Annotated in this window: 16 protein-coding genes and 1 pseudogene; 7 read left to right on the top strand and 10 right to left on the bottom strand. The window is 73.2% G+C overall.

Going from position 1 to position 23144, the window contains the following annotated elements; all coding sequences use genetic code 11:
- Positions 1–99 precede the first annotated feature (99 nt).
- From OHA86_RS30910 to OHA86_RS30900, 3 genes are all read right to left on the bottom strand, one after another.
- Positions 100–1083 (bottom strand): helix-turn-helix transcriptional regulator, encoded by a 984-nt coding sequence (locus tag OHA86_RS30910; RefSeq protein ID WP_329180557.1) that lies wholly within the window; start codon positions 1081–1083, stop codon positions 100–102.
- A gap of 158 nt (positions 1084–1241) precedes the next feature.
- Entirely contained in the window at positions 1242–2936 is a 1695-nt protein-coding gene (locus OHA86_RS30905) for an MFS transporter (protein ID WP_329180555.1), read from the bottom strand.
- A 175-nt stretch (positions 2937–3111) separates the two neighbouring features.
- Positions 3112–4848 (bottom strand): cellulase family glycosylhydrolase, encoded by a 1737-nt coding sequence (locus tag OHA86_RS30900; RefSeq protein ID WP_329180554.1) that lies wholly within the window; start codon positions 4846–4848, stop codon positions 3112–3114.
- A 280-nt stretch (positions 4849–5128) separates the two neighbouring features.
- Between OHA86_RS30900 and OHA86_RS30895 the strand changes: the two genes are divergently transcribed.
- Positions 5129–5986 (top strand): siderophore-interacting protein, encoded by an 858-nt coding sequence (locus OHA86_RS30895; protein WP_329180552.1) that lies wholly within the window; start codon positions 5129–5131, stop codon positions 5984–5986.
- Between the two features lie 150 nt (positions 5987–6136).
- Here the strand turns inward: OHA86_RS30895 and OHA86_RS30890 are convergent.
- A pseudogene (locus tag OHA86_RS30890) lies at positions 6137–6914 on the bottom strand (ABC transporter permease).
- Positions 6915–7124: 210 nt separating this feature from the next.
- Between OHA86_RS30890 and OHA86_RS30885 the strand changes: the two are divergent.
- Positions 7125–8660 carry an amino acid permease gene (locus tag OHA86_RS30885; RefSeq protein ID WP_329180550.1) on the top strand — a complete coding sequence of 512 codons (1536 nt, stop codon included), beginning with the start codon at positions 7125–7127 and terminating at the stop codon, positions 8658–8660.
- A gap of 133 nt (positions 8661–8793) precedes the next feature.
- Here OHA86_RS30885 and OHA86_RS30880 read toward each other — a convergent pair whose 3' ends face one another.
- Entirely contained in the window at positions 8794–9357 is a 564-nt protein-coding gene (locus OHA86_RS30880; protein WP_329182621.1) for a TetR/AcrR family transcriptional regulator, read from the bottom strand.
- A gap of 213 nt (positions 9358–9570) precedes the next feature.
- Between OHA86_RS30880 and OHA86_RS30875 the strand changes: the two genes are divergently transcribed.
- The 5 genes from OHA86_RS30875 (at position 9571) to OHA86_RS30855 (ending at position 17476) form a co-directional block, all read left to right on the top strand.
- Positions 9571–10365 (top strand): urea amidolyase associated protein UAAP1, encoded by a 795-nt coding sequence (locus tag OHA86_RS30875; RefSeq protein WP_329180548.1) that lies wholly within the window; start codon positions 9571–9573, stop codon positions 10363–10365.
- Positions 10365–11051: an urea amidolyase associated protein UAAP2 gene (locus OHA86_RS30870; protein ID WP_329180546.1), complete on the top strand. Its 687-nt coding sequence runs from the start codon at positions 10365–10367 to the stop codon at positions 11049–11051. Before OHA86_RS30875 ends, OHA86_RS30870 begins: the two co-directional genes overlap by 1 nt.
- On the top strand, positions 11048–14620 hold the full coding sequence (gene uca, locus OHA86_RS30865; protein WP_329180544.1) for an urea carboxylase: 3573 nt from the start codon (positions 11048–11050) through the stop codon (positions 14618–14620). Before OHA86_RS30870 ends, uca begins: the two co-directional genes overlap by 4 nt.
- A gap of 555 nt (positions 14621–15175) precedes the next feature.
- The gene (locus tag OHA86_RS30860; protein WP_443071921.1) at positions 15176–16834 is read left to right on the top strand and encodes an allophanate hydrolase; all 1659 of its coding nucleotides are present in this window, start codon (positions 15176–15178) and stop codon (positions 16832–16834) included.
- A 72-nt stretch (positions 16835–16906) separates the two neighbouring features.
- Entirely contained in the window at positions 16907–17476 is a 570-nt protein-coding gene (locus OHA86_RS30855; RefSeq protein WP_329180541.1) for a hypothetical protein, read from the top strand.
- Positions 17477–17533: 57 nt separating this feature from the next.
- On the opposite strand, the gene OHA86_RS30850 is transcribed toward OHA86_RS30855, so the two are convergent.
- The 5 genes from OHA86_RS30850 to OHA86_RS30830 form a co-directional block, all read right to left on the bottom strand.
- The gene (locus tag OHA86_RS30850; RefSeq protein ID WP_329182620.1) at positions 17534–20359 is read right to left on the bottom strand and encodes a DEAD/DEAH box helicase; all 2826 of its coding nucleotides are present in this window, start codon (positions 20357–20359) and stop codon (positions 17534–17536) included.
- Positions 20360–20493: 134 nt separating this feature from the next.
- Complete coding sequence (locus tag OHA86_RS30845) at positions 20494–21381, bottom strand: diacylglycerol kinase (RefSeq protein WP_329180540.1); 888 nt, start codon at positions 21379–21381, stop codon at positions 20494–20496.
- Positions 21382–21393: 12 nt separating this feature from the next.
- Positions 21394–22317: a twin-arginine translocase subunit TatC gene (tatC, locus tag OHA86_RS30840; protein ID WP_329180539.1), complete on the bottom strand. Its 924-nt coding sequence runs from the start codon at positions 22315–22317 to the stop codon at positions 21394–21396.
- Between the two features lie 101 nt (positions 22318–22418).
- Entirely contained in the window at positions 22419–22703 is a 285-nt protein-coding gene (gene tatA, locus OHA86_RS30835; protein WP_329180538.1) for a Sec-independent protein translocase subunit TatA, read from the bottom strand.
- Positions 22704–22929: 226 nt separating this feature from the next.
- On the bottom strand, positions 22930–23133 hold the full coding sequence (locus tag OHA86_RS30830) for a hypothetical protein (RefSeq protein WP_329180536.1): 204 nt from the start codon (positions 23131–23133) through the stop codon (positions 22930–22932).
- Between the last annotated feature and the right edge of the window lie 11 nt (positions 23134–23144).

Here is a 23144-nt window from a genome sequence, read left to right as displayed (position 1 = left end):
CCGCTGGCGTATACCTGTGCCACACATGCACCAAGGATTCGTCAAACCATTGACGAATACCTGACACCGCGAGTCCCGCTGGGCGGAGTCGCCTTCCCGTCAACCGGACGGTCGGTGTGCGTTTCCGCCCGGATGCCCGCCCGGAAGGTCGTCGAGCCAGCCGCGCCGGGCCGCGTGCCACACCAGCTGGATGCGGTTGTCCACGCCCGCCTCGCGCTGCATCGCGGCGACATGCCGCTGCACGGTGCGCACCGCCACCCCGAGCGAGCGGGCCATCGCCGCGTCGGTGCTGCCGCTCACCAGCATCGCCAGCACCCGCGAGCGCAGGGCGCTGCGCGGCTGCTGGGCGTCGGCGCGGCGCACCAGCGGGACGCTGCCCGCCCACACCGCGTCGAACAGCGCGGTCAGGGTGTCCAGCAGCGGGCTCGGCAGGACCACCAGCATCACCGGGTCGGCGTCGTCCTCCGCGGCCGGCGGCAGCAGGGCGACCTCGCGGTCGGCTATGCCCAGGCGGGCCGGCAGCCGCCCCGCCACCCGGGCCGACGTCAGCGGGTCGCCCGGCGGCCCGAAGGCGCCGGCCGCTTCCAGCCCGGCCCGCTCGAACACCACCCGCCGCCGCACACCCCCGGGCACCGGTTCCCGCGGCGCCACCGCGGCGCCCGGTACGAACGAGGCGATCTCCTTCCGGGCCGAGGCCCGGAAGTCCTCCACCCTGCGCCGGATCGCGGACCGGCCCGCGACCACCTGCACCGCCTCGTCCGCGCGGTGGCCCTGGTGGACCCGCTGGTATTCGACGTCGAGCCGGTCGAGTAATTCCGAGCCGAGCCGCAGCTGTTCCTGCGCTCGCGACAGCAGCGGCCGGAATCCGGTGTGCGGCGGTACGGGATACCACCGCCCGTCGCTTCCCCTGCGGGCCAGGCCCCGCGCCGCCAGCTCCCCGCAGGCCGCCTGGCCCCGGTCCGGCGGCACGCCCAGCTGGCGGGCCAACTCCGCGGCGGCGACGCCCCTGGTGGACACCAGCAGCGCATACGCCCGGTCCGCGTCCGGGCTCAACCCCAGGGCCTCAAACGGACGTTCGGTCATGCCAGGGGACTGTAGCGCCTCCCGCCCTGGCGTGCCCCGGCGTCAGGCAAGCCGTCACACGGCACCGGCCGCGGCCCCGCCGGAGCGCGGGCCGCCGACGCGGATCCCCCGCGCCCCGGGCGAGCGAGCCGGCCAGGGGCGCGGGGGATCGTCCGCGGTCAGGCGAGCCCGGCGAGTTCGCGGTCCACCGCGGCCTGGTGGGCGGCGGCGTCCTCGCGGGCGCGCTTCGGGCTCCAGCGGCCGGCCATCAGGAAGACGAACGGCAGGAAGAGCACCTGGCCGCCGACGCAGATCCACCACCACGTACGCCACTGCCCCGGCCCGTCGTGCGCGGCCTTCTGCACCTTCGTGCCGTACTTCTGGAGCACCGCCAGCTGCGGCTGGGCCTTCTGCACGGTGGCCAGGTCGGCCGGGCCGACCTCCTGCACCGCCCGGGCGGTGACGTCGGCGGGCGCCTTGCCCGTGGGGTACTTGCCGAGTTCGGCGAAGATGCCGGGGTGGGCGCCGACGATCGCGAGGGCGGGCGCCGCCTGCGTCTGGGCGGCGGTGACCTGCGGCCCGTGGTCGACCAGCGGCGTCACCGCGGTGACCAGCACCGGGATGAAGGCCGTGGAGACGGCCACCACGATCCGTATCGTCCAGCCCCACACCGCCAGTCCGGTCGCCGTCGCGGCCGGGTTGTGCTTCTCCACCGTCTCGGTGAAGCCGGCCATCCACGGGCCGTAGGCCACCCCGCTGAAGACGCCGATGCCGACGAAGAGCCAGGCGAAGGTGTAGTAGCCGGTGCCCGGGTGGGTGGCCCGGGTGGCGAAGACCGCGGTCGTCACGATCGAGCCGACCGCACCGATGATCATGAACGGCTTGCGCACCTTGAGCCGGTCGGACAGCAGCCCGACCGCCACCAGCGCGATGGCGTTGGCGGCCCAGTACCAGTTCGCGACCGCGTTGGCCCGCTGCTCGCTGTAGCCGTAGGTGGTGGCGAAGTAGACGACGAAGTTGCCGACGGCCGCGAAGTACAGCAGCAGGAAGAGGGCGATGGCCAGCCCGGAGCCGGCGATGTCGAGGCGCAGCATCTGCCGCCACTCGCCGCGCCTGGCGGGCCGCGGGTCGATGCCCTTGGCGCGCGCCTCGACCAGGGCGCGGTCCCGCAGCGTGACCATGATCTGGTCGCGCAGCCGGGGCGACAGCTCGCGCAGCGCGACGACCGCCACCACGAAGACCGCCAGGCCCGCGATGCCGGAGTAGCGCACCTCGTCCTGCCAGCTGGAGGTGTCCAGGGTCTGGCTGGTGACGGTGGTGACGACCAGGCTGCCGACGACCGGGCCCATCGTCCAGGCGCCCATCGCGGTGGCCCGGCCGAGCTGTGGCGAGAAGTCCCTGATCAGCGCGGGGGTGGCGACGAGCACGATGCCCTCGACCACGCTGACCAGCGCGAACAGCACCAGGTACGCGGCCTTGCCGCCGGCGTTCGGCAGTCCGAGGAAGACCAGCAGCGAGGCGATCAGCAGCCCGTACACCACCATGTTGGCCCGGCCCCAGCGGTCGGCGAGCCCGGCCGCGAGGGAGGCGAAGGCGCCGACCGCGTTGCCGATCACCGAGACCCACACGAAGTAGCGGTAGGTCATGTCGAAGTGGGTGATGATCGACGTGGCGACCGCGTACTGGACGTAGAGCATGTAGTAGAGCACGACCGTGGTGACCACGACGATGGCCAGGTACGCCATCCGGCGTCCGGTGGGCGGGTACGCGGCCAGGTCGCGGCGGTAGAGCCGCTGGAGCACGGTGCGGGCGTCGCCGCCCGGAGCTTGCGGCCCGGGTCTGTTGGCGTCGAAGGACGTCGGGGTGGCGGACATGCGGCTCTCCTCCTGCAGATGCGGGACAACCGGGTGGAGTGACGGAGTGTGGCCAGAGGCTAGTACCGACCAGTCGGTATGCCTAGGGGTCTGCACGAGGTCGTTCACACGGCCGCCGGCGGGCCCCCTGATGGGAGCCCGCCAGCGTCGTACCGCACGGGAGGTGCCTGGAAGGTCAGCTCGCGGTGCAGGTCAGCGCGGGTGCGCCGACCGTTCCCGTGGAGGTGCCCTGGAAGCCGAAGCTGGTCGAGGCCGCGGGGGCGATCGCCCCGTTGTAGGCGAGGTTCACGGCGCTGACCGAGGCGCCGGTCTGGGTGATGGTGGCGCTCCAGCCGCTGGTCTCCTGCTGGTTGCCCGGCCAGGTCCAGGCCACCTTCCAGCCGGAGGTCGCCGCGGTGCCGGTGTTGGTCACGGTGACGGTGGCGGTGAAGCCGGCGTCCCACTGGTTGTCCACGTGCAGGGCGGCGGAGCAGCCGTGGTTCCCGCCGGTACCGCCGGTGGTTCCGGTGGTGGTTCCGGTGGACGTGCCCGTCGATGTGCCGGCGGAGGTGCCGGTGCTCGTACCCGTGGATGTGCCGGCCGACGTGCCGCTGCTGGTGCCCGCGGAGGTGCCCGCCGACGTGCCGGTGCTCGTACCCGCCGACGTACCGCTCGACGTACCGCCGTTGGTGCCGCCCGACGAGCCGCCGAAGCCTGGGGCCTTGATGCTGCTCAGGTAGCCGTCCTTGACGGTGTCCACGGTCTGCCAGTCGTCCTTGAGGATGCCGCCGGTGTCACCCGAGTCGGGATTCCACGACCAGAAGGTCCAGCTGAAGCTGTCGCCGCCGTTGCCGCTCGTCGGGCGCAGGTAGTCGACCAGGGTCTTGAGCCAGGTCTGGTCGACGGTCGACTGCAAGGTGGTGCCGAACTCGCCGACCCACACGGGGGCGATGTTCTGCTTGAAGAGGTAGCCCCAGTACTTGTCCCAGATCGCCGACATGTTCGCCGGGAAGGACGGGTCGGTGAACCAGGTCTGCTGGGCGACGCTGGTGGCGTAGTCGTGGGCCGAGTAGACCACCCGGTTGGCCACGTTGAGCTGCACCGGGTACTGCCCGGCGCCCATCAGGTTGCCGCCCCACCAGCCGGAGACGCCGTTGAAGGTCTGGATGCCCTCGACGAAGATCAGCAGGCTGGGGTTGACGCCGAGGACCGCGTTGCCCGCCCGCTCGGCCGCGAGCCGCCAGTCGACCGTGGTGTCGCCACAGCCCCAGCAGGCCGGGTCGTGCGGCTCGTTGTGCAGGTCGATGCCGACGACGGCGGTGTTGCCCTGGTAACGGGTCGCCAGCGCCTTGAGGTTGGTGATCCAGGTCGTCTCAGGGACGGTGCTGGTGTACCACAGCGCGGACTGGCCGCCGGCGTCCGGGCGGTGCCGGTCGAGGATCACCCGCAGGCCGATCGAGCCCGCGTAGTTCACGATCTTGTCCATCACCTGGAGGGAGTTGAGGCCCTGGAGGTCGGTGTTCATGTTGTAGAAGTTGATGCTGTTGGGCATGGTGCCCGGCTTGAAGATGTCGTCGCTGTACGGCAGCCGGATGGTGTTGTAGCCCAGCGTCTTCATCTGGTCGATCATGCTCTTGTAGTCGCGCGACCAGAGGCCGTGCACCACGTCGTTGCTGGTCTCGAAGCCGAACCAGTTGATGCCCGCGATACGCACCGGCTGGTTGTCGGCGTCCAGGATCTGCCGGCCGCTGGTATGCCAGTAGCCGGCGCCCGCGTCGGCCGCGGGCGCGGCGGCGGTGGTGGCGGCGGTGGCGTGGGTCTGCCCGGCGATCGACAGCAGCGCGAGCAGCGCAGCCGCGACGGCGGCGGCGAGCACCACCCGCAGCCGGCGCAGACTTTTCAGCGGACTTCGGGCGTCCGGATAGGTAACCACGGTGCGCTTCCTCTCAGTGGGGGGATGGAACGCTTCAGTTCGTGGCGTGAGGAGTTGCCGGGAAGGATGTGGGAGCGCTCCCATTCGCAACTGTATGGAAGCGACGACACAGGAGAGCCGTCAAGGGGTCGCGCAGCGTTCAAGTTGTGAAGCGGGATAAACCAGTGGCGCCCGGTCGTCGGTTAGGCTTACCTAAGTACGATCCGAAGCGGGCGCGGCGGGACGGACAGCCGTGCGAACGGTTCGCGGCGCACGCCGCGGCAGAGAGCGGGGCTCATTCATGGCGGACACAGTGGACAGACCGGCGCGCAAGCCGAGGAAGCCGCGGCACGCCACCGTGGCGCGCACCGAGCGGCTGACGCCGCACATGATCCGGGTGGTGCTGGCGGTCGACCCGGCCGACCGCCCGGAGATCGGCGAATACACCGACCACTACGTCAAGCTGGTCTTCGCACCCGAGGGCGTGGTCTATCCCGAACCCCTGGACCTCGAAGCGGTCCGCCGCGACCTGCCGCGCGAGCAGTGGCCGCGGACCCGTACGTACACGGTACGGGCCTGGGACGCGGCGGCCGGGGAGCTGACCGTGGACTTCGTCCACCACGGCGACGAGGGCCTCGCCGGGCCGTGGGCGGCGGCGGCGCGGCCGGGCGACGGCATCTCCTTCATGGGACCCGGCGGCGGCTACGCCCCCGACCCGGCGGCCGACTGGCATCTGCTGGCCGGCGACGAGAGCGCGCTGCCCGCCATCGCGGCGGCCGTGGAACAGCTGCCGCCCGGCGCGGTGGCGAAGGTCTTCGTGGAGGTCGCGGGCCCCGCGGAGGAGCAGAAACTGCTCGGCCCCGGCGACGCGGAGGTCGTCTGGCTCTACCGGGGCGACCGGCCGGTCGGCGAGGCGCTGGTGGCGGCCGTCACCGCGCTGGACTTCCCCCCGGGCGACGTGCAGGTCTTCGTGCACGGCGAGGCGGGCTTCGTGAAGGAGCTGCGCCGCTTCGTCCGGGTGGACCGCGGCATCGCGCGCGAGCGGCTCTCGGTGTCGGGCTACTGGCGGCGCGGCGCCGACGAGGACGGCTGGCAGTCCTCGAAGCGGGAGTGGAATGCCGAGGTGGAGCGCGAGCAGGAGGCCGGCGGGCAGCCGTAGCCCGTACGTCCTTGCGCCCGCGGGCCGGTGGCGGTACGTCCTTGCGCCCGCGGGCCGGTGGCGGTACGTCGGCGGTCGGTCGGTCCGCGGTGGCCGGGCGCCGCGGCCGGTCACCGCGAGGTCGTACGGTGACCGGCCGGGCGGCCGGGCTCAGACCGACTGCTGGTAGGAGCGGAAGGTGCGGGTGGACAGCCACACCGCGGCCACCGCCAGCGCGAGCAGCGCGCCGCCGCGGCTGAGCACGTCGCCCCGGTCCGGGTCCGCCGACATCGCCGAACGACCCGCGACGAGCGCCCAGTTGACGGGTTGAAGTCGGCGACGTGCCGCATCCAGGACGGCATCAGGCCGGGCGCCATGAAGGCCGAGGACAGGAAGGTCAGCGGCAGCAGCAGGAAGGAGTTGATCCCGATGGTGCTCTCCCGCTGCCTGATCAGCATGCCGACGGCGTTGGAGGCGGCGCCGAAGACCGTGCCGAGCAGCACCGACGCCAGCAGCAGCACCAGCAACCCGCCGATCCCGCCCGGGTAGTCGGCGCCGCCGAGCTTGCCGAGCAGCACGATCAGCACCGACTGGCCCGCCGTAGTGAAGCCCTGCTGCACCACGTCGGCGTTCGTCAGGGCGGTACGGCTGACGGGGTGGTCAGGAAGCGGTTGAGGGTGCCGCGCTCGATCTCCTCCAACGTGCCCATCCCGGCCCACATGGTGGAGGACACCGCGCTCATCACGACGACGCCGGGCACCAGGTAGTCGAGGTACGACCCGGCGCCGAAGCCGGGCAGTTCGACCACCTTGCGGAAGAGGGAGCCGAACAGGAAGAGCCAGATGGCCGGTTGGACCAGCGTGACGACCAGGAAGACCGGCTGGCGCAGGATCGCCATCAGCTGGCGCTGCGTCATGTACCAGGTCTGGTAGAGGGTCTCGGTGCTCATCGGCTGCCTCCCGCGGGGACCGCGGCCTTCGCGGCGCCGCCGCCCGCGGCCGTACCGGCACTGCCACCGGCGCCGATGTCCGCGTCGGCGAGTCCCGGAGGCCGCGTGAGCACTTCGGCCCGCACCGGACATGGCGGCGTCATTCACCCGAAACACCGGGTCCTTAATTTCTGTCGATCGACAGGAATACCTGACCAAGGGGGCCGGCCCATGACCGCCACCGCACCATCGGACGCCCGTTCGCAGCCGCCGAACGGCCAGGACCGCGAGGACACCGCGGGGCTCGCGGACTTCGGCTACCGCCAGGAACTGCACCGCAGCCTCGGCCGCTACGCCTCCTTCGCGGCCGGCTTCTCCTTCATCTCCGTGCTGACCACGGTCTTCCAGTTCTTCGCCTTCGGCTACTCCTTCGGCGGCCCGCGCTTCTTCTGGACCTGGCCCGCCGTCCTGACCGGCCAGCTGCTGGTCGCCGCGTGCTTCGCCGAACTCGCCGCCCGCTACCCGATATCCGGCGCCATCTACCAGTGGTCCAGCCGGCTGAGCAACGCCGTCCTCGGCTGGTACGCCGGCTGGATCATGGTGCTCGGGCAGATCGTGGTGGTCGCCGCGGCGGCGCTCGCGCTGCAGGTCGTACTCCCCGCGGCCTGGTCCGGCTTCCAGGTCATCGGCACCGACACCTCACCGGTCTCCTCGGACGGCGCGGCCAACGCGGCGCTGCTCGGCATCGTGCTGCTGGTGCTCACCACGGCGGTGAACCTGCTGGACAACACGGTCATGTCGCTGGTCAACCGGATCGGGGTGACCGCGGAGATCGCCGGCGCCGTCCTCATCATCGTGCTGCTGTTCACCCACGCCGACCGCTCCCCCGCGGTCACCGTGCACGCCGGCGGCGGCGGTTCCGCGCTGCTGGTCGGCTCCTTCGCCGCGGCCTACGTGATGATCGGCTTCGACAGTGCGGGCGAGATGAGCGAGGAGACCCGGCACCCGCGCCGGGTCGCGCCGCGCACGATCCTCACCGCGCTGGCCGCCGCCGGGCTGCTGGCGTCCCTGCTGGTGCTCGCCGCGGTGCTGGCCGCGCCCAGCCTCACCGACGGGCGGCTCGGCACGGACGGCCTGTCCTACGTGCTGACCAGCCGGCTCGGCGGCGGCCTCGGCCGGGTCCTGCTCTGCGACGTCGCGCTGGCGGTCGCGGTCGCCACCCTGGCCATCCAGACGTCGGCGACCCGGATGCTGTTCTCGATGGCCCGCGACCGCGCGCTGCCCTTCTCCCCCACCCTGTCCCGGGTCTCCCGCCGCACCGGCCAGCCCGCCGCCCCCGCGCTGGTCGTCGGCGTGCTGTCGGCCGCGCTCCTGCTGCTCGCCTTCGCCTCCCCCGAGGCGTGGCTGGCCATCGGGACGACATGCATCGTGATGGTCTACCTCGCCTACTCGATGGTCACGGGCCCGCTCCTGCTCCGCCGCCTGCGCGCCCCGCTCCCGCCCGCCACCGACGAGTCCGGCAACCCCGTCTTCTCACTGGGCCGCTGGGGCGTCCCCGTCAACGCCGCCGCCCTCCTCTACGGCCTGGCGATGACGGTCAACCTGGCGTGGCCCCGGGCGGCGGTCTACGATCCCTCGGGCACGCACTGGTACTTCCAGTGGTCCTCCCCGCTGTTCCTGCTGGTCACGCTGGCGATCGGCTTCTCGTGGCGGGCACTGAGGTACCGGCGCCGGGAGCAGGCGACGCCGGAGCCCGCCGCCGGCTGAGCACGCTGAGCCTTGGCCGCCGCGCCGGGCGGACGCAGCGCCGCAGCCGCCGCCGCGGCGGTTCCTGACGGCTGCCGACGGCCGGCGGGGCGGCCGGAGGTCCCCGGCCGGGACACAGAGGCCGGGCGAGGGGTCACAGGCCCGCCAGGCGGAGTGCCGCGTCGGCGGTGGCCGCGGCGAAGAGCGGGGCCGGGCGGTCGGGGCCGGAGCGGTGGACGAGGATGACGCCCTCGATCAGTGCGAACAGCAAATCGGCGCGGAGCGAGAGCTCGGCCGGGGAGAGAGCCGCACCGGCCTCCGTGGCGGCGAGCAGCGCGGCGTACGCGGACTTGAGGTCGGCCCGCGCGTCCCGGAAGGGCGCGAAGCGTTCCGCCCCCACCTCCGGCAGGAGGTAGAGGGCGCCGAGGTTGTACGGCCCGGCGCACAGCAGCTCCACGTCGGAGCGGCACAGCTCCCACAGCCGCCGCTCGGCCGGCCGGGACCCGTCGGCGAGCAGCGCGCGGGCGAGCGCGAGGGACGGTGTGACCGTGCCTTCCAGCAGCTCGGCGAGCAGATCCTCCTTGCCGCCGACGTAGTGGTACATCGACGCCTGCCGCATACCGGCCCGCTCGGCGACCGCCCGGGTGGTGGTCGCGGTGTAGCCGAGGGTGGTGAAGAGTTCGGCCGCCGCGGCGAGGAGTTCCTGCTTGGGGCTCATCCCGCTGTCGGGCCGCTGCTGCGCCCTGGGGCGCCCGACCCGCCGTCCGCTCGTACTCACCTCGTGATCGTCGCACAGCGGCCGCTCGCACCCGCACCGACCGGGACCGGTGAGCGGCCGGTAACCCGCGCGCAACGCCCGGGCAATCGGCCCGAAGCCACCTCCGCCTAATTTCTGTCGGACGACAGAAATACCTGACGGAGGTGCAGCACCGTGGCGACAGGGACGACGTACGGCGCCCGGGACCACGCCCGGGCGCAGGACGGCACGCGCGCGGCGGCGATGCCGCTGGTGCCGGCGCCGGACGGGCTCGTATGGGCCGAGACGATGGCGGGCGGCAACTACACGCACAAGGCGCTGGCCCGCGGGACCGAGCTGCGGCTCGCCGACCCGACCGGCACCGCGTGCGCGCATCTGCTGCTGTTCGCCGAGGGCCGCCCCTGGGAGCGGCTGAACACCGCGGACACGGTGAAGGTCCAGTGGAACGCCTACCTCGGTGCGGGCCGGCTGCTGCTGTCCGACCAGGGCCGGGTGCTCGCCTCGCTGATCGCCGACACCAGCGGACGGCACGACACTCTGTGCGGTACGTCGTCTGCGGTGCGCAACACCGCGCGCTACGGTGACGGTTCGCCGCAGGGCGGCACCCCGGCGGGCCGTGAGCTGTTCAAACTGGCCGCGGCCAAGCACGGGTTGGAGCCGCGCGACCTGCCGCCGTCGCTGTCCTTCTTCCAGGGGGTGCGGGTCGACCCGGACGGCTCGCTGGAATTCATCGGGTCGGCGGGACCCGGCGCGGCGGTGACGCTGCGCGCCGAGCAGCCGCTGACCGTCCTGCTGGCGAATGTGCCGCACCCGCTGGACCCGCGCCCGCAGTACGTGTGCGGCCCGCTGGAGGTACGGGCCAGGGCCGCCGCTCCGACCGGCCCCGACGACCCGCTGTGGGACGCCTCCCCCGAGGGCCGCAGGGCGTTCCTGAACACCGCCGAGCACCTCACCGCCAGGGGGCTGTGATGACCGCCGTGACCGTACCCGCACGCGCGCCCTGGTCCGCGGTGATCCCCGCGGGCGGCCTGCTCACCCTCACCGACCTGCACGGCAACCAGGCGGTGGACTTCCTGGTCTACGACGCCCGCGACACCGCCGTGCGCTACAGCGCCCCCGACACGATCCAGCACCAGGGCAACATCTTCCTGACCACCGGCAGCGTGCTGCTGTCCAACGAGCACACCGCGCTGATGACGGTCGTCGCGGACGGCTGCGGCGGGCACGACACCATCGCCGGCGCCTGCTCCAAGGAGTCCAACACCCTGCGCTACGGCCACCACACCTGGTCGCAGCACGCCTGCGTCGACAACTTCCTCGCCGAGGGCGCCCGTTGGGGCCTCGGCAAGCGCGACCTGGTGAGCAACATCAACTGGTACATGAATGTGCCGGTCGAGGACGACGGCACCCTCGGCATCGTGGACGGCCGTTCCGCGCCCGGCCTCGAAGTGACGCTGCGGGCCGAGACCGAGGTGCTGGTGCTCGTCTCCAACTGCCCGCAGATCAACAACCCCTGCAACGGCTTCGACCCGACCTCGGTACGGATGACGGTTGCCCTGCCGGAAGCACCAGAGGCACCGGAGACGGCGCAGACACCGGCAGCACCCGAGGCGGCAGCTGTACCGGCGACGGCGGAAGCGGCGGCCCGCGGATGACCTTCGACACGCTGCTGGTCGCCAACCGGGGCGAGATCGCCGCCCGCGTCATCCGTACCGCCCGGCGCATGGGCCTGCGTACCGTCGCGGTCTTCTCCGACCCCGACCGCGCCGCCCCGCACGTACGACTCGCCGACACCGCGGTGCGGTTGGGTCCGGCGCCGGCCAAGTCCAGCTATCTGGACGTCGACGCGGTGCTGGCGGCGGCCGGGCGGACCGGGGCGGGCGCGATCCACCCGGGGTACGGATTCCTGTCCGAGGACGCGGACTTCGCACGCCGCTGCGAGGCCGCGGGCCTGGCCTTCGTCGGCCCCGAGCCCCGGCACCTCGACGTCTTCGGCGCCAAGCACACCGCACGGGCCGCGGCCGAGGCGGCCGGCGTGCCGCTGCTGCCCGGCACCGGGCTGCTGGAGGACCTGGACGCCGCCCTCGCCGCCGCGGGCGGGCTCGGCTATCCGGTGATGCTGAAGGCCACCGGCGGCGGTGGCGGCATCGGCATGCACGCCTGCCGCTCGGCCGAGGAACTGGCCGCGGCCTGGGAGCCGGTGCAGCGCGCCGCCGCCGCCGGCTTCTCCTCCGCCGGGGTCTTCCTTGAGCGGCTGGTGGAACGCGCCCGCCATGTCGAGGTGCAGGTCTTCGGCGACGGCCGCGGCCGGGTCGTGACCCTCGGCGACCGCGACTGCTCGCTCCAGCGCCGCCACCAGAAAGTGCTGGAGGAGGCGCCCGCGCCCGCGCTGCCCGCCGCCGTGCGGGACCAACTCAGCCGCAGCGCACAGGCGTTGTGCGCCTCGGTCGGCTACCGCTCGGCCGGGACGGTGGAGTTCGTCTACGACGCCGAGCGCGCCGAGGCGTACTTCCTGGAGGTCAACACCCGGCTCCAGGTCGAGCATCCGGTCACCGAGGAGACCCACGGCGTCGACCTGGTCGAGTGGATGCTGCGGCTCGCCAGGGACGGCGCCGGCCCCGGCGAACCGCGCCCGCCCGCCGGGCACGCCGTCGAGGCGCGGATCTACGCGGAGGACCCGGCCCGCGGCCACCGGCCGAGCGCCGGGGTGCTCACCCGGGTCGCCTTCCCGCCCGGTGTGCGCGTCGACACCTGGGTCGGGACCGGCACCGAGGTCACCACCTCCTACGACCCGATGCTCGCCAAGGTGATCGCGCACGGCGCCGACCGGGACGAGGCGCTGGCCCGGCTCGCCGACGCGCTGGCCGCCACCCGTATCGACGGCATCGAGACCAACCTCGGGCTGCTGCGGGCCGCCCTCGCCGACCCCGACCTGCGCGCCGCGACGCACAGCACCGCCACCCTGGACGGCGTCACCGACGGCTCCCGGCGGATCGACGTCGTCCGCGCCGGCACGATGACCACCGTCCAGGACTGGCCGGGCCGCACCGGGCTGTGGCACGTCGGGGTGCCGCCGTGCGGACCGATGGACGACCTGTCCTTCCGGCTCGGCAATGAGGCGCTCGGCAACGACGAGAGCGCCCCCGGGCTCGAATGCACCCTGCTGGGACCGGCGTTGCGGTTCAGCCACGCCACCACGGTCTGCGTCACCGGCGCGCCCGCCCCCGTCACCGTGGACGGGCTGCCGGTGCCCCAGTGGGAGCCGGTGACCGTACCGGCCGGCGCGCTGCTGGACGTCGGGGCGCCGCGGGACGCCGGCCTGCGGACGTACGTACTGCTGGCCGGCGGTCTCGACGTACCCGGATACCTGGGCAGCACCGCCACGTTCACGCTCGGCAGGTTCGGCGGGCACGGCGGGCGGGCGCTGCGGGCCGCCGACGTCCTGCACGGCGGCACCACCGCCGCCGGCGGCGGGCCCGTGCCGCCCGCGCGGCGCCCCGCGATCGGCACCGAATGGGCGATCGGCGCGGTCGAAGGGCCGCACGCGGCACCGGAGTTCTTCACCCCCGACGACATCAGGGACTTCTACGCCGCCGCCTGGAGCGTGCACTTCAACTCGGCCCGCACCGGCGTACGGCTGGTCGGCCCCAAACCGCGCTGGGCACGCGGCGACGGGGGTGAGGCGGGCCTGCACCCGTCCAACATCCACGACACGCCCTACTCCGTCGGCGCCGTCGACTACACGGGCGACATGCCGGTGCTGCTCGGCCCCGACGGTCCCTCGCTCGGCGGCTTCGTCTGCCCGGCCACCGTCGTCACAGGACAGCGCTGGAAACTGGGCCAGTTGCGACCCGGCGACACCGTGCGCTTCGTGCCGGTCACCGAGGACGCGGCGGCGGCGCTGCGATCGGCCCCCGCGACCGCGCCGGTGCCGTCCCGGCCGGTGCTCGGCGACGGCGGCGTACTCGGCCGCGCCGAACCCACCGCGGCCCGGCCCGCGGTGACCTACCGGCGCAGCGGCGACGACAACCTGCTGGTCGAGTACGGGCCGATGCAGCTCGATCTGGCCCTGCGGATGCGGGTGCACGCGCTCGCCGAACACCTCGCCGCGCGTCGGCTGCCCGGCGTCGTCGACCTGACCCCCGGCATCCGCTCGCTGCAGATCCATGTCGACCCCGCGGTGCTGCCCACCGGCAAGCTGCTCGACCTGGTCCGCGAGGCCGAGGACCAACTCCCGCACACCGAACGGCTGGTGGTGCCCAGCCGGACGGTCCACCTGCCGCTGTCGTGGGACGACCCGGCCACCCGCGAGGCCATCGCCCGCTACATGGCGGGCGTCCGCGACGACGCGCCCTGGTGCCCGTGGAACATCGAGTTCATCCGCCGCGTCAACGGGCTCGACTCCGTCGATGACGTCTACCGCACGATCTTCGACGCGGAATACCTCGTACTCGGCCTGGGCGACGTCTACTTGGGCGCGCCCGTCGCCACACCGCTCGACCCGCGGCACCGGCTCGTCACCACGAAGTACAACCCGGCCCGCACCTGGACCGCGGAGAATTCCGTCGGCATCGGCGGTGCGTATCTGTGCGTCTACGGCATGGAGGGGCCGGGGGGCTACCAGTTCGTCGGCCGTACGGTGCAGGTCTGGTCGGGCCGGGCCGGGCGGCAGCCGTGGCTGCTGCGCTTCTTCGACCGGATCAAGTGGTATCCGGTCGGCGCCGAGGAACTGCTCGACCTGCGGGCCGACATGGCGGCCGGGCGGCTGCGGCTGCGGGTGGAGGAGGGCGAGTTCGCACTCGCCGAGCACCAGCGCTTTCTCGATCGCAACGCCGGGCCGATCGAGGCGTTTCGCCGGCGGCAGGCGGCGGCGTTCGCCGCGGAGCGCTCCGCGTGGGAGGAGGCCGGGGAATTCGCCCGGGCGGAGGCGGTCGCGCCGCCGTCCGCCGCGCCCGAGGCGGTGCCGGTCCCGCCGGGCGGGTGCGCCGTCGAGGCGGAGTTCGCCGCCGGCGTCTGGCGGCTCGCGGTCCGCCCGGGCGACACCGTGGCCGCGGGGCAGCACCTGCTCACGCTGGAGGCGATGAAGATGGAGTCCCCGGTGGTCGCGCCGGTCGCCGGCCGCGTCTCGACGGTCCACGTCACCCCGGGTGACCAGGTCTCCCCGGGGACGGTCCTGCTCACCCTCGCGCCAATCACCTGCGGTGGGCTTGAGGGTGCTGGGTGAGTTTCCCTTGCGGCGCGGTTTCCGTGCGGCGGCACGGTGGCTTGTCGCGCGCTTCCCGCGCGCCTCAGGGGGTGCCACTTGCGGTGGCGGCTCGCTCTTGCGGTGCGTCTCGGCTGGGCGCGCAGTTCCCCGCGCCCCCGAGAGAGTGCCACTCGCGGTCACGGCTCACACTTGCGGTGCGTCTCGGCTGGGCACGCAGTTCCCCGCGCCCCCGAGGGGGTACCACTTGCGGTCGCGGCCCACACCTTCCGGCACGTCTCGGCCGGGCGCCCAATTCTCCGCGCCCCCGAGAGAGTGCCACTCGCGGTCACGGCTCACACTTGCGGTGCATCTCGGCTGGGCGCCCAGTTCCCCGCGCCCCCAAGGAGGGTGCCACTTGCGGTGCGTGGATGGCCGCGGCAGCGTCGTGGCGGGGCGCGCAGTTCGTCTGCCGGCGGGGAGGGGAAGCATTCGAGGGCGCGACAAGCCGCCGTGCGGGGGCGCTGTGGACGGCACAGGACGGGCACCCCTGAGGGGCGCCGGGAAAAGCGCGACATGCCATGACGCACCGCAGCCGTGCGATCCGTAGAGGAAGGGAACCGTATGGGGAGCGCAGAGCGCCGCGTCGCCGCGGCGTACGAGGGGATCGCCCGGGCCGGCAGGCCGGACGTGTGGATCGGGCTGCGGCCCGAGGAAGAGGTCGCCGCCGAGGCGCGGGACGTGGACGCCCGGGCCGCGGCGGGCCAGGCCCTCCCGCTGGCCGGAACACTGCTCGCCGTGAAGGGCAACATCGACGTCGCAGGCCTGGAGACGACGGCCGGCTGCCCGTCGTACGCGTACAAGCCCGAGGCCGACGCCCCGGCCGTCGCGGCGCTGCGCGCGGCAGGCGCGATCGTGCTGGGCTCGACGAACATGGACCAGTTCGCCACCGGCCTGGTCGGCACCAGAAGCCCGTACGGCCCGGTCCACAGCGCGCTCGCGCCCGAGCGGATCAGCGGGGGCTCAAGCTCGGGCTCCGCCGTCGCCGTGGCGCTCGGCTTCGCCGACGTGGCGCTGGGCACGGACACCGCAGGCTCCGGCCGGGTCCCCGCCGCCTTCAACGGCATCGTCGGGCTCAAGCCGACCCGGGGCCTGGTGTCCACCGAGGGCGTCGTGCCGGCCTGCGCGAGCCTGGACTGCGTGAGCGTCTTCGCCCGCACCCTGCCCGAGGCCCGCAGGGCGCTGGCGCTGCTGGCCGCCCCGGTGCCACCGCCGCGGCGCCCGGGTCCGTGGCGGGTCGCGCTCGCCCCGGTCGCTCAGCTCGGCGAGCTGGACGACGGATGGGCGGCGGCGTACGAGGCCGCCGGGCAGCGGCTCGCGCGGGCCGGCGCGGAGGTCAGGGCGATCGACCTGACGCCCTTCAGCGAGGCGGCGGCGCTGCTCTACGACGGCGCCTTCGTCGCCGAGCGCTACACCGCCGTGGGCGAGTTCGTGGACCGCGGCGGCGCGGACCTCGATCCGACCGTGGCCCGTATCATCCGCGCGGCCCGCGACCTGCCCGCGCACCGGCTGTTCGCGGACCGGGAGCGGCTGGCCGTGCTGCGGGCGCGGGCGGTGGCGGAGCTGGGGGACGCCGACGCGCTGCTGCTGCCGACCGCGCCGGGCCACCCCACCCTGGCGGAGGTCGCCGCCGACCCGGTCGGCGCCAACACCCGGCTCGGCCGGTTCACCAACTCGGCGAATCTGCTGGACCTGTGCGCGGTGGCGGTGCCGGCCGGCGAGGTGGCCGGGCTGCCGTTCGGCGTGATGCTGCTGGGCGCGGCGGGCAGCGACGAGCGGGTCGCGGAGATCGCCGCGCTGCTGGAGCCGCCGCTGCGGCTGGCGGTGGTGGGCGCGCACCTGTCGGGCCAGCCGCTGAATCCGCAGTTGCTCGCGCTCGGCGCCCGGCTCGCGCGGACGACCACGACGGCGCCGGCGTACCGGCTGCACGCCCTGGACACCGTGCCGCCGAAACCGGGCCTGGTGCGGGTCGCGGAGGGCGGCGCCGCGATCGAGGCCGAGGTGTGGGAGCTGGCGCCCGCCGCGCTCGGCGCCCTGGTGGCCGCACTCCCCCGCCCGATGGCGCTGGGCAGGGTGACGCTGCGAGACGGCGCCGACGTGACCGGCTTCCTGTGCGAGCCGGCCGCGCTGGCCGGCGCCGAGGACATCACCGCGTACGGCGGATGGCGCGGCTACCTGGGCCGCGAGCGCACCTGAGCCGGGGGGTTCGCCCGGCGGGTACGTACACTGTGCCGCACCACAGACCCACGGGGAGAGGACCACGGCCACATGCGCCACCGCACGATACTCACCGCAGGCGCACTCGCCGCCGCCCTGGCCGCCACCGCGCTGTCGGGCTGCTCGTCGTCGGACAAGAAGTCCGACGACGCGAAGTCCGGCACGTCCGCCCCGGCCGCGTCGGACGGTACGGGCGCGGGCGGCGCCACCGCCGCGCCGAGCGGCACGGCCGCACCCAGCAAGGTCCCGGGCAAGTCGGTGGGCCACCTGGACTTCACCGGTGACGACAGCGGCAGCGCCGATTTCACCGGCGGCGTCAAGTGCCAGGTCAAGGACGGCAAGCTGATCGGGCTGACCACGCCGGACGTCCTGACCAAGACGCAGATCTTCCCGTCGTTCATCGCGACCACGGCCGCCAGCCCGACGCAGGTGGCGCTGTTCGCCGCCCCGGACAAGAAGACCTACTCGGGGCGGATCTCCAAGTCCGAGGGCGTGACCGCGAAGAAGAGCGGCGACACCTGGACCGTGACGGTGCAGGGCCTGCAGATCGCGGAGAGCTACGGCGGCACTGGCGGTGTGGTCACCCTCAACGGCTCCTTCACCTGCACCCACGTCGCCTGACGGAGGGCGGGCAGCGGCGCCGCCCGCCCCCGCCCGCCGGTCACCGCGTCAACCGCGTCACCCCACCGACGAATACGCCACGACGCCCCGCAGCAGACCGTCCACGGCCTTGCGCGCATTGCGCCGGACGGGGCTGGCCTCCGGTGCCGCGTTGCCGATCTGGCCGAGGACGTCGATGAGCTGCTTGCACCAGCGCACGAAGTCGCCGGCCGGCATGTCGGCGTCGGTGAGGACCGCGTCCAGCGCGTGGCCCGAGGCCCAGCGGTAGGCGGGCCAGGCGAAGCCCAGATCGGGTTCGCGCTGGCCGACGCCCTCGGTCTGGTTGATCTTGTGGTCCTCCTCCAGGGCGTCGAGCCGGCCCCAGATCCGTACCATCTCGCCCAGCGCCGCCCGTGCGTTGCCGCTGGGCAGCTTCGGGGTGGCCGCGTCGTCGGCCTGCCGGGACTCGTAGACCAGAGCGGAGGCGCAGGCGGCCAGTTCGGCGGGGCCGAGGCCGTCCCACACCCCGTCGCGCAGGCACTCGCTGGCCAGCAGGTCCAGCTCGCCGTAGAGCCGGGCCAGCCTGCGGCCCTCGGGGGTGACCTGGTCGCCCTCCAGGTAGTCCAGCTCGGTGAGGACGGCGCAGACCCGGTCGAAGGTCCTGGCGATGGTGTTGGTGCGGCCCTCGATACGGCGTTCCAGCTGCTGGGTGTCGCGGCGCAGCCGGTGGTAGCGCTCGGCCCAGCGGGCGTGGTCCTCGCGGTCGTCGCAGCCGTGGCAGGGATGGGTGCGGATGGCGGCCCGCAGCCGGGCGATCTCGGTGTCGTCGGCCGCCGCGGCCCGCTCCTTGCGGTGCCTGGCGGGCGCCGCCCAGCCGGCGGTGCCGGCCTTGGTGCGCATCGCCGAGGCGAGGTCGCGCCGGGACTGCGGGCTGCGCGGGTTGAACGACTTGGGGATGCGCATCCGGTCCAGCGCCTCGACCGGCACCGGGAAGTCGATCTGGGCGAGCCGCTTGACCTGGCGTTCCGCGGTGAGCACCAGCGGCCGGGGGCCGTCGTGGTATTCGCCGTCGCGAGGGTGGTGCCCGGCGGTGCGGCCGGCCGGCACCCCGGGTTCGAGCACCAGCGCGAGGCCGGCGTACTTGCCCGCGGGGACGTGGATGATGTCGCCGGGCCTGAGCTTCTCCAGCGCGTCGGAGGCCGCGGCCCTGCGCTGCACCGCGCCCTGCCGTGACAGGTCGGCCTCGCGGTCCTTCAGCTCCCTGCGCAGCCGCATGTACGCGTCGAAGTCGCCGAGGTGGCAGGTCATCGACTGCTGGTAGCCGTCGAGGCCCTCCTCATTGCGCTGCACCTGCTTGGAGATGCCGACGACCGAGCGGTCGGCCTGGAACTGCGCGAACGACGTCTCCAGCAGCTCGCGCGAGCGGTGCCGCCCGAACTGGCCGACGAGGTTGACCGCCATGTTGTACGACGGCTTGAAGGACGAGCGCAGCGGATACGTACGGGTGCCGGCCAGGCCCGCGACGGCGCCCGGATCGAAGGCGCGCTGCCACAGCACCACCGCGTGGCCCTCGACGTCGATGCCGCGCCGTCCGGCGCGGCCGGTGAGCTGGGTGTATTCGCCGGGGGTGATGTCGGCGTGGGTCTCGCCGTTCCACTTGACGAGCTTTTCCAGCACGACGGAGCGGGCCGGCATGTTGATGCCGAGCGCCAGGGTCTCGGTGGCGAAGACCGCCTTGACCAGGCCCTTGACGAACAGCTCCTCGACGACCTCCTTGAAGGCCGGCAGCATCCCGGCGTGGTGGGCGGCGATACCGCGCTCCAGGCCTTCCAGCCATTCGAAGTAGCCGAGGACGTGCAGGTCCTCGTCGGGGATGGCGCGGGTGCGCTCCTCGACGATGGCGCGGACCCGGAGGCGTGCCTCGTCGGTGTTGAGCCGCAGCCCGGCGTGGAGGCACTGCTGGACGGCGGCCTCGCAGCCGGCCCGGCTGAAGATGAAGGTGATGGCGGGCAGCAGGCCCTCGGAGTCCAGCCGGTCGATGACCTCGGCGCGGCTGGGCGTCCAGACCCGGCTGCGGGCCCTGCGCTCCCGCTCGCGGTCGGCTTCCTTGCCGCGTTTGGCCCGCGGGTGGTAGCTGCGCTGGTTCTCCATCCGGGCGAGCCGTTCGAGGTCGGCGTTGACCTCGCGGCGGCCCCGGTTGCCGGTCGCCGCGGCCTTCTCCTCGAACAGGTCGTACATCCGGCGGCCGGCCAGCACGTGCTGCCACAGCGGGACCGGGCGGTGCTCGGAGACGATCACCTGGGTGTCGCCGCGTACGGTGTCCAGCCAGTCGCCGAATTCCTCGGCATTGGAGACGGTCGCGGACAGCGAGACCAGGGTGACCGACGGCGGGAGGTGGATGATCACCTCTTCCCAGACCGCGCCCCGGAAGCGGTCGGACAGGTAGTGCACCTCGTCCATGACGACATAGCCGAGGCCGTCGAGCGCGGGCGAGCCGGCGTAGAGCATGTTGCGCAGCACTTCGGTGGTCATGACGATCACCGGTGCGTCGCCGTTGACGCTGTTGTCGCCGGTCAGCAGGCCGACCTTCTCGGCGCCGTACCGCTTGGCCAGGTCGTTGTACTTCTGGTTCGACAGGGCCTTGATGGGGGTGGTGTAGAAGCATTTGCGGCCCTCGGCGAGGGCGAGGTGGACGGCGAACTCGCCGACGATCGTCTTGCCCGAGCCGGTCGGGGCGGCGACCAGGACACCGCTGCCCGCCTCCAGCGCCTGGCAGGCCTCTATCTGGAACGGATCAAGGCCGAACTCGTACAGCTCGCGGAACTGGGCGAGTGCGGTCGCGTTCTCCGCGGCGCGGCGACGGCTGGCGGCGTAGCGCTCGGCTGGCGACATGTCTTCTGTCATCTCGCTCATGAGCCTACCCGGCAGCACCGACACACCGCGTGATCTTTCTTTCTTCGGGGCACTCTTGCCCGCGGGCGCCCGCGGCCCCCGGCCCCACCGCCCGGCGGTGCGCGCGGCCCGGCGGACCGCCCGGCTCAGACCAGCAGCCGCAGCGCCCCGGGCACGGTCTCGGCCAGCAGCGGCAGCGGGCCGACCCGCTCACCGTCGGCGTATCCGGTGACGCCCTCGGCGGCCAGCCGCACCCGGGCGGCGCGGTGCACGGTGACCACCGGGTGGCGCGGGTGAGAGCCGCTGTAGACCAGCGGGAAGACCCGCAGCAGGGTGCGGCGGGAGCACGGGCCGACCACGCAGATGTCGAAGAGGCCGTCGTCCATCTCGGCGTCGGCGCACATCCGCATGCCGCCGCCGTAGGAGGAGCCGTTGCCGACCGCTATCAAGGTGGCGTCCAGCTCGCGCTCGGGGGCGTCGTCGAACTGCACGCGGTAGCGGATGGGTCGCAGCGCGGCCAGTTCGGCGAGCATCGCCACGTCGTAGCGGAAGCGCCCGGTGGGCCAGCGCATCCGGTTGCCGCGGTCGTTGACCCGGGAGTCGAAGCCGGAGGCCAGGATGGTGCCGAACCAGCGGTGGCCGGTCCTGCCGAGGTCGAGCCGCCGGCTGCGGCCGTCCCGCAGCGCCGCGGCGATGGTGCTGCCCGCGGCGGCGGGGTCGCCGACCGGCAGTCCCGCGACCCGGGCGAAGTCGTTGCCGGTGCCGGCCGCGACGACGCCGAGCGGGGTTCCGGTGCCGGCGACCGCCTGGAGGGCGAGCGAGACCATGCCGTCGCCGCCGACCGCGACCAGGGCGGCGGTGCCGCCGTCCACGGCCTTGTGCGCCTGCGCCAGCGCGTCGGCGGCGTCGCTGCCGACGACCGTACGGACCGCGAGGCCGGCCGTGCGCAGGGCGTCAGCGGCGGGCGCGGCGGCGCGCGCGCCTCGGCCGCGGCCGGAGGTGGGGTTGACGAGAAGGGTGACGTCGCTGGTCACGGGCGTACGGCGTCAGGTCGCGTCGTCGTAGTCGTCGCCGCGCCCGTCGTCCAGGGAGGACTCGGCGTCGACCTGCTCGGGGATGTGGTCCAGGCTCGACGCCTGGTCCGGGTCGAGCCCGAAGTCCGGGTCGGCGGCGCGGCGGCGGGACCTGCGGGAGTCGTTGAAGAAGCAGATGCCCATCGCCATGAAGTACAGCAGCACGATCGGCGCGGCCAGCAGCGACATGGTCAGCGGGTCGCCGGTGGGCGTGGCGACGGCGGCGAAGACCGTGATGCCGACGACCATGCCGCGCCACCAGCCGAGCATGCGTTTGCCGCTGACGACGCCGGTGAAATTCAGCAGGACCAGCACCAGGGGCAGCTCGAAGGCGAGCCCGAAGACGATGATCATCCGGACGACGAGGTCGAGGAAGTCGTCCAGCGGCAGCAGGTTGGTGGTGTCGTCCGGCACGAAGCCGATCATGATCTTGGCGGTCTGCGGCAGGATCTCGTACGCCAGCACCGCGCCGCCGAGGAAGAGCGGCACGCCCGCGCCGACGAAGCCCAGCGTGTAGCGCTTCTCGTTCTTGTGCAGGCCGGGGGCGAGGAAGCCCCACAGCTGGTAGAGCCAGACCGGGGAAGCGCCGACCACACCGGCCATCAGCGAGACCTTGAGCGCGATCGAGAAGCCGCCCATCAGGCCGCTGACCGTCATCTGGGCGCAGGCCTGGCTGTCCTTGTCGGCCGCCGACTTGCCGTCGAGGCACTGCACGTCATCGGGGATCCGCTGCTGGAGCAGGTGGATGATGTGCTTGTAGAAGAACGCTGCCACGATGGTGATGACGATGATCGCCAGCACCGACTTGAACAGCCGGTTGCGCAGCTCACGCAGGTGGTCCGCGAGCGGCATCCGCCCCTCGGGGTCCTTCTCCTGCTTGCGGGCAGTCTTGAGCACCCACGTCCTCGTCTCGTGCGGGCAGCCGTCGGCGGCGTGTCTCGGCCTGGTCGTTCACCTGGGGCCCGGGTACCGGCGGGCCGCCGGTACCTGGCGGCCGGTCAGCCGGTGGTCGTGGTGCGGTCCTGCTCGGTGACCGGGCGGGCGCTCGCGGTGTCGCCGGGGGCGGCCTGGATCGTACGGGCCGGCGCCTGCTCCTGCGCGGCGGTGCCGGGCTGGGCCGGGGGCGTCGGGTCGTCGCTCTTCATCGCCTTGGCCTCGCTCTTGAGGATGCGGGCCGACTTGCCGAGCGACCTGGCCATGTCGGGCAGCTTCTTGGCGCCGAAGAGCAGGATGACGACGAGAAGGATCAGGACGAGCTCAAGGGGCTTGAGGTTGCCGAGCATGATGGGTCTACCTTCTCACCGGGGGGCGGCGTGGTCCGTGCGGTACGTCTGCGGCGACCGGTGGTCGGACGTTTCCGGCCGTCGCCTACGCATGTGATCGTAGCGTGCGCCGGTGAACGCCGGTATATACGCCGGATTCCACCGGGTTGCGGCCCCGCCGCGGTCCGCTCGGGATAGTGCCGGGTCGCCGGGTCAGCGTACCTTCACCTGCCGTCGGGCGGCAGGTTCAGCGGCGGGTGATCTCGCCGGCCCGCTTCGCGACGGGTTCCGCGGCCCGCTGGAGCCGGTCGCTCGCGGCGGTCAGCGCCTCGGTGCTGACCGCCACCTGGGCGGCCAGTCCGCTCACCGCGGCGAAGACCCGGGCGGTGAAGACCGCGAGCACCATCAGACCCGCTGCCGCCAGGCCGACGCTGAGAAAGAGCCACCACATGGTCCGGCAGC

The organism is Streptomyces sp. NBC_01477 (assembly GCF_036227245.1).
Classification (GTDB): domain Bacteria; phylum Actinomycetota; class Actinomycetes; order Streptomycetales; family Streptomycetaceae; genus Actinacidiphila.
The sequence above is the reverse complement of the archived record's forward strand: the minus strand, read 5'-3'. Positions and strand labels throughout refer to the sequence as shown.

Excerpts from the sequence above, each read along its gene's own strand:
- OHA86_RS30910 (WP_329180557.1), bottom strand. The coding sequence starts at position 1,083 with ATGACCGAACGTCCGTTTGAGGCCCTGGGGTTGAGCCCGGACGCGGAC.
- OHA86_RS30905 (WP_329180555.1), bottom strand. The coding sequence starts at position 2,936 with ATGTCCGCCACCCCGACGTCCTTCGACGCCAACAGACCCGGGCCGCAA.
- OHA86_RS30895 (WP_329180552.1), top strand. The coding sequence starts at position 5,129 with ATGGCGGACACAGTGGACAGACCGGCGCGCAAGCCGAGGAAGCCGCGG.
- OHA86_RS30885 (WP_329180550.1), top strand. The coding sequence starts at position 7,125 with ATGACCGCCACCGCACCATCGGACGCCCGTTCGCAGCCGCCGAACGGC.
- OHA86_RS30880 (WP_329182621.1), bottom strand. The coding sequence starts at position 9,357 with ATGAGCCCCAAGCAGGAACTCCTCGCCGCGGCGGCCGAACTCTTCACC.
- OHA86_RS30870 (WP_329180546.1), top strand. The coding sequence starts at position 10,365 with ATGACCGCCGTGACCGTACCCGCACGCGCGCCCTGGTCCGCGGTGATC.
- uca (WP_329180544.1), top strand. The coding sequence starts at position 11,048 with ATGACCTTCGACACGCTGCTGGTCGCCAACCGGGGCGAGATCGCCGCC.
- OHA86_RS30855 (WP_329180541.1), top strand. The coding sequence starts at position 16,907 with ATGCGCCACCGCACGATACTCACCGCAGGCGCACTCGCCGCCGCCCTG.
- OHA86_RS30850 (WP_329182620.1), bottom strand. The coding sequence starts at position 20,359 with ATGACAGAAGACATGTCGCCAGCCGAGCGCTACGCCGCCAGCCGTCGC.
- tatA (WP_329180538.1), bottom strand. The coding sequence starts at position 22,703 with ATGCTCGGCAACCTCAAGCCCCTTGAGCTCGTCCTGATCCTTCTCGTC.
- OHA86_RS30830 (WP_329180536.1), bottom strand. The coding sequence starts at position 23,133 with ATGTGGTGGCTCTTTCTCAGCGTCGGCCTGGCGGCAGCGGGTCTGATG.